At 34.7% G+C, this 5676-nt stretch carries 8 protein-coding genes and 1 pseudogene; all 9 read left to right on the top strand.

Annotation, left to right across the window (positions count from 1 at the left end; all coding sequences use genetic code 11):
• Positions 1-151: glucuronate isomerase (locus ACN0QX_RS15310; RefSeq protein ID WP_417198181.1), on the top strand; the 151-nt coding region annotated here is incomplete at its 5' end.
• Positions 152-161: 10 nt separating this feature from the next.
• The gene (locus ACN0QX_RS15305; RefSeq protein ID WP_417198180.1) at positions 162-500 is read left to right on the top strand and encodes a cupin domain-containing protein; all 339 of its coding nucleotides are present in this window, start codon (positions 162-164) and stop codon (positions 498-500) included.
• A gap of 15 nt (positions 501-515) precedes the next feature.
• On the top strand, positions 516-1538 hold the full coding sequence (locus ACN0QX_RS15300; protein ID WP_343796490.1) for a sugar kinase: 1023 nt from the start codon (positions 516-518) through the stop codon (positions 1536-1538).
• Positions 1539-1541: 3 nt separating this feature from the next.
• A complete protein-coding gene (locus tag ACN0QX_RS15295) occupies positions 1542-2045 on the top strand; it encodes a LacI family DNA-binding transcriptional regulator (RefSeq protein ID WP_131505837.1) in 504 nt (167 codons plus the stop codon).
• 2 nt (positions 2046-2047) lie between these two features.
• Entirely contained in the window at positions 2048-2719 is a 672-nt protein-coding gene (locus tag ACN0QX_RS15290) for a bifunctional 4-hydroxy-2-oxoglutarate aldolase/2-dehydro-3-deoxy-phosphogluconate aldolase (protein WP_131505836.1), read from the top strand.
• 2 nt (positions 2720-2721) lie between these two features.
• Positions 2722-3702: a TRAP transporter substrate-binding protein gene (locus tag ACN0QX_RS15285; protein WP_343796494.1), complete on the top strand. Its 981-nt coding sequence runs from the start codon at positions 2722-2724 to the stop codon at positions 3700-3702.
• 1 nt (position 3703) lies between these two features.
• Positions 3704-4165, top strand: a complete 462-nt coding sequence (locus tag ACN0QX_RS15280) for a TRAP transporter small permease (RefSeq protein ID WP_131505834.1) — start codon at positions 3704-3706, stop codon at positions 4163-4165.
• A gap of 2 nt (positions 4166-4167) precedes the next feature.
• Positions 4168-5463, top strand: a complete 1296-nt coding sequence (locus ACN0QX_RS15275) for a TRAP transporter large permease (RefSeq protein WP_131505833.1) — start codon at positions 4168-4170, stop codon at positions 5461-5463.
• A gap of 11 nt (positions 5464-5474) precedes the next feature.
• A pseudogene (locus tag ACN0QX_RS15270) lies at positions 5475-5676 on the top strand (tagaturonate reductase); the annotation flags it as partial.

Below are 5676 nucleotides of genomic sequence, written 5' to 3'. Positions count from 1 at the left end.
CCCAAGGCACGAGTATTTCAGACGTTTGCTTTGTAATCTTTTAGGAGACGAAATTCAACGTGGTGAGTTGCCAAAAGAAGAGCTGGAATGGATTGGTAAAATCGTTTCAGACATCAGTTATTTTAACGCCAAAGAATATTTTAATTTTTAATTAGAAACGCATGTCTGACGCAGCTGTTTTTTTTGAGCAAGATAAGATAGAGTGGGAAGTTTTAGAAGATAAAATTAGCCGTCAAATTGTTGGTTACGATGATACAATGATGATGGTTAATGTAAAGTTTAAAAAAGATGGTGTAGGTCAAATGCACAATCATTTTCATACACAAACCACATACATTTCTAGTGGTAAATTTGAAGTGACTATTGATGACAAAAAGAAAATTCTTAAAGAAGGTGATTCTTTTTTTGTGCCATCAAACGTTATGCATGGTGTTGTCTGCCTAGAAGAAGGCATGCTGGTAGATGTTTTTAATCCAAAGCGTGAAGATTTTTTAAAATAATGAAATTAGTAAAAAATGAATAAAGTAGTTGCATTTGGAGAAATAATGTTACGATTGTCTACCGAAAGACATTTGAGGTTTTCGCAAGCGAAATTCTTTGCGGCTTCTTATGGTGGTGGCGAGTTTAATGTAGCAGTGTCTTTAGCGAACTATGGAATTTCTTCAGAATTTGTTTCACGAATTCCTGATAACGAAATAGGAGCTTGCACACTTAAAGAAATGCGAAAGCTTAATGTAGGTTCCGATAATGTTGTTTTAGGAGGTGACCGTTTAGGTATTTATTTTCTAGAAACAGGTGCAGGAACTCGTGGTAGTAATGTGGTTTATGATAGAGCCAATAGTGCTATTGCAACCGCAAGTAAAGACGATTTTAATTGGGAAGAGATACTTAAAGATGCAACTTGGTTTCATTGGAGCGGTATTACACCAGCAATTTCAGAAAGTGCTGCAGAGGCATGTTTAGATGCTGTAAAAACAGCTCATAAAATGGGATTAACCATTTCATGTGATTTAAACTACAGAGCAAAACTTTGGCAATATGGTAAACAACCTAAAGACGTTATGCCAGAGCTTTTAAAATACAGTCATATCATTTTAGGAGATATAGATACTGCTTACTTTATGTTAGGCAAAGATAAGGTGTCTCCGAACTATCAAGACGAAGCTTCGCTTCCTGTGTTGTATGAAAAAATATTTGAAATCTGTCCAAACCTAAAAACCGTAGCAACAACTTTGCGTTATTCTGTGAGTGCTTCTCATCAACGTATTGGTGGTGTTTTGTTTGACGGAAAAGGCTTGTATCATGCCGCAGTAAAAGAAGTAACGCCTGTGGTTGATAGAGTAGGAAGTGGCGATGCTTTTATGGGTGGATTAATTTACGGACTATTAAAATATAAGTCTGATACACAAAAAGCATTAGATTTTGCTGTGGCAGCTTGCTGCTTAAAGCATACCATTTCTGGCGATTATAATTTAGTGTCTGTACAAGAAGTAGAAAATATGGTAAACGGAAACGCTACCGGAAAAGTATCAAGATAGTATATGATGACCTTAAAGCAAATATCGCACATTACAGGGTTTTCAACCTCTACGGTTTCAAAAGCCTTAAACGATAGGTTTGATATCAATGTTGAAACCAAAAAACTGATTCAAGATATTGCTTTAAAAAACAACTATGTTCCTAATAAAAATGCCATTGCTTTAAGAAAAAGCAAATCAAATATTGTGGCTGTAATATTGCCGCAAGTAAATGATAAATGGTATAGCGATACGTTATACGAAATTCAAAAAACGGCATCAAAGGCAGGTTATCGCGTTATGCTTTTTCAGTCGTTTGATGATACTTCAAAAGAAGATACATATCTAGATGAAATAAACGATGGTAGTATTGATGCAGCCATTGTACTTTCAGCAAATAACAATATAAAAAAGAATAAGTTTACTGTAATGCCTATTGCCTTTGTTCAAATTACTAAAGAGCAATCTGCACAAGAGTTAATTCAACTTTCAGTAAACAGTTTTAAAACATTATTAGAGCGCATATAATTATGGCACAATATACAAGAATAGACGTTGCAAAAACTATGAAAGAAACAGGGCTAGTTCCCTTGTTTTACAATGCTGATATTGCTGTTTGTAAGCAGGTATTAAAAGCCTGTTATGATGGTGGAGCAAGATTAATGGAGTTTGTTTCAAGAGGAGATTTTGCTCACGAAGTTTTTGGTGAACTAAATAAATACGCTATTGCAGAACTACCAGGAATGATTTTAGGCGTAGGATCTGTTACAGATGCTGCTTCAGCGTCATTATACATGCAATTAGGCGCTAACTTTATTGTAACGCCTGTACTTCGAGAAGATATTGCTGTTGTTTGTAATAGACGTAAAGTATTATGGTCTCCTGGATGTGGCTCGCTTACTGAAATAGCTAAAGCAGAAGAGTTAGGTTGTGAGGTTGTGAAATTATTTCCTGGTGATGTTTATGGGCCAAAGTTTGTAAAAGGAATCAAAGGACCACAGCCATGGACATCTATTATGCCAACTGGAGGCGTAGCACCAACCGAAGAAAATTTAAAAGCTTGGTTTGAAGCAGGTGTAACTTGCGTAGGTATGGGATCAAAGCTAATTTCAAAAGAAATTATCGCAAATAACGATTTTAAAGCGCTTGAAACCAATGTTAAAAATGCATTGGATATAATTAAGACCATAAAAACACAATAACTATGAAACGACTTTTTACAGTACTTACTTATGTTATGGTTTTTGCGCTTTACTCAAGCTGTAATACCATTAGCGATACACGCACTATAAAGTTAGCACATAGTTTAGATGTTAATCATTCTGTGCATAAAGCCATGGTTAAAATGGGTGAAGATTTAGCCAAAATTTCTGACGGGAAAATGCAGTTGGAAATATACCCAAGTCAGCAATTAGGTACAGAACGTGAATGTATAGAATTACTTCAAATAGGAAGTTTAGATATGACTAAAGTATCTGTTGGTGTGATGGAAAATTTTGCACCAAGAACTAAAGTTTTCGGATTGCCATTTTTGTTTAGAGATAAACAGCATTTATTTAATGTTTTAGATGGTCCTGTTGGAAAAGAATTGCTAGATGAAGGCACCAAGTATTGGATAAAAGGTATGGGCTATTACGATGCAGGTAGTAGAAGTTTTTATACAAAAGACAAGCCTGTAAATTCTCCAGAAGACTTAAAAGGACTTAAAATTAGAGTAATGGAAAGTGTTACTGCTATGGATATGGTAAAAAGTCTTGGAGGTTCGGCAACACCAATTTCTTGGGGAGAACTTTATACATCTTTACAACAAGGTGTAGTTGATGGAGCTGAAAATAATCCACCTAGTTTTTACCTGTCAAGACACTATGAGGTTTGTAAATACTATTCTTTAGATGAGCATACATCTTTACCTGATGTATTGATTATAGGAACACATATTTGGAATGATTTATCTGAACAAGAAAGAACGTGGTTACAAGAAGCTGTAGATAAATCGGTAACCTATCAACGTACTTTATGGGCAGATGCAGAAAAAGAAGCTTTAGATGCCGTAGAAGCTGCTGGAGTTACTGTGATAAGACCTGATAAAACATTGTTTTCTAAAGAGGTTGAGGAAGTGTATGAACATTATGGTCAAGATGCCGACATGAAAAGTTTAATAGACAGAATAAAAAACACCCAGTAATATGACTTTGAGAGAAAAAATAGATAAAGTTTTAGGAAATATTCTCATTGTCATTATGGGAGTTATGGTGGTAAATGTAATTTGGCAAGTATTTACACGATTTGTTGTGGGTACGCCAAGTTCATTTACTGATGAGTTAGCACGTTATTTAATGATTTGGTTAGGAATACTTGGAGCAGCTTATGTTTCAGGAAGAAATATGCATGTTGCTATAGATGTGCTTCCGCTTCGTTCAAGCAATAAAACACAAAAAAAACTTAAGCTAATCGTTTACATTTTAATTATTTCATTTGCCTTATTTGCAATGGTTGTTGGAGGATTACGATTAGTGTATATCACTTATGTATTAGATCAGCATTCACCTGCATTACAAATACCATTAGCATTGGTGTATTTAGCTATTCCATTAAGCGGATTACTAATCATTTTTTACAAAATTTCAGATATTAAAAATATTAAATAGCCATGGATTATATACCTATTTTAGTTTTAGTAATTAGTTTTATTGGCTTATTGTCAATAGGAACACCTGTGGCTTGGAGTATTTCTATTTCATCTGTATTAACTATGTTAGTTAGTATTCCTGCAATGCCTGCGTTTACAACGGTTTCTCAACGAATGGGAACAGGATTAGACAGTTTTGCGCTTTTAGCAATTCCGTTTTTTATTCTTTCCGGACAGCTCATGAATAAAGGAGGTATTGCGCATAGGCTCATTGCTTTTGCAAAAACACTAGTAGGAGCATTACCAGGAGGTTTAGCATTAATTAACGTTATTGGCGCTATGTTAATGGGAGCAATTGCTGGCTCTGCAATGGCATCAGCTTCTGCAATGGGAAGTATTCTTGGTCCAGAAATGGAAAAAGAAGGTTATTCTAAAGAATTTGGCGCTGCTGTAAATATTACATCTGCCACAACAGGATTAATTATTCCGCCGAGTAATGTGTTGATTGTATATTCATTAGCAAGTGGTGGTGTTTCTATTGCAGCTCTGTTTTTAGCAGGTTATATTCCTGGAATTTTAACAGGTTTATTCTTAATGCTTGTTGCTTCATTTTGGGCTAAAAAGAAAAAATATAAACTAGGAAAACGTAGTTCATTAAAAGAAGTTTTTAAAACGTTTGTTGACGCTTTACCAAGTTTGTTTTTACTAGTTATTGTTATTGGTGGTATTGTAACCGGAATTTTTACAGCAACAGAAGCGTCGGCAATTGCAGTGCTTTATACGCTTATTTTAGGGTTTGCTTACAAAGAAATCAATATAAAATCATTACCAGAAATTTTATTAGACTCTTCAGCAACAACTGCGGTTGTAATGTTACTTATTGGAGCGTCTATGAGTATGTCTTGGGTGATGTCTTATGAAAATATTCCACAGAATATAAGCTCAACGTTATTAGCGATAAGTGACAACCCAGTAGTAATACTTTTAATCATCAATTTAATTTTATTATTCGTTGGAATTTTCATGGATATGACGCCTGCTGTATTGATTTTTACTCCAATATTTTTACCTGTAGTAACAGGTTTAGGTATGGATCCTGTTCAGTTTGGTATCATCATGGTACTTAATTTATGTATCGGACTCTGTACGCCACCAGTTGGATCCGTCCTCTTTGTTGGTGTTGGAGTAGCGCAAACAACAATTCAAAAAGTAATGAAGCCATTACTACCATTGTTTTTAGCAATGATTGTAGCCTTGTTTTTGGTTACATATTTCCCACAGTTAACCCTTTGGTTACCTAAAATATTTGGACTTTAATTAAATAAGTTATGTCAGAACTAAAAGAACTAAACGTATTAAATAGAGAGCACCTTGGTTTATCACAAAAGAATCCAATCAAGGTTGTACAATTTGGAGAAGGTAATTTTTTAAGAGCCTTTGTTGAGTATGCATTTCAAAAATTAAATCAAAACGCTGATTTCAATGCTGGTGTTGCTGTGGTGCAACCTATTGATAGAGGTATGGTTGATA

Source organism: Bizionia sp. (assembly GCF_048259285.1).
Lineage (GTDB): Bacteria > Bacteroidota > Bacteroidia > Flavobacteriales > Flavobacteriaceae > Algorimicrobium > Algorimicrobium hallyeonense.
This window is presented reverse-complemented; position numbering and strand designations above follow the sequence as displayed.

Excerpts from the sequence above, each read along its gene's own strand:
- ACN0QX_RS15300 (WP_343796490.1), top strand. The coding sequence starts at position 516 with ATGAATAAAGTAGTTGCATTTGGAGAAATAATGTTACGATTGTCTACC.
- ACN0QX_RS15285 (WP_343796494.1), top strand. The coding sequence starts at position 2,722 with ATGAAACGACTTTTTACAGTACTTACTTATGTTATGGTTTTTGCGCTT.
- ACN0QX_RS15290 (WP_131505836.1), top strand. The coding sequence starts at position 2,048 with ATGGCACAATATACAAGAATAGACGTTGCAAAAACTATGAAAGAAACA.
- ACN0QX_RS15295 (WP_131505837.1), top strand. The coding sequence starts at position 1,542 with ATGATGACCTTAAAGCAAATATCGCACATTACAGGGTTTTCAACCTCT.
- ACN0QX_RS15275 (WP_131505833.1), top strand. The coding sequence starts at position 4,168 with ATGGATTATATACCTATTTTAGTTTTAGTAATTAGTTTTATTGGCTTA.
- ACN0QX_RS15305 (WP_417198180.1), top strand. The coding sequence starts at position 162 with ATGTCTGACGCAGCTGTTTTTTTTGAGCAAGATAAGATAGAGTGGGAA.
- ACN0QX_RS15280 (WP_131505834.1), top strand. The coding sequence starts at position 3,704 with ATGACTTTGAGAGAAAAAATAGATAAAGTTTTAGGAAATATTCTCATT.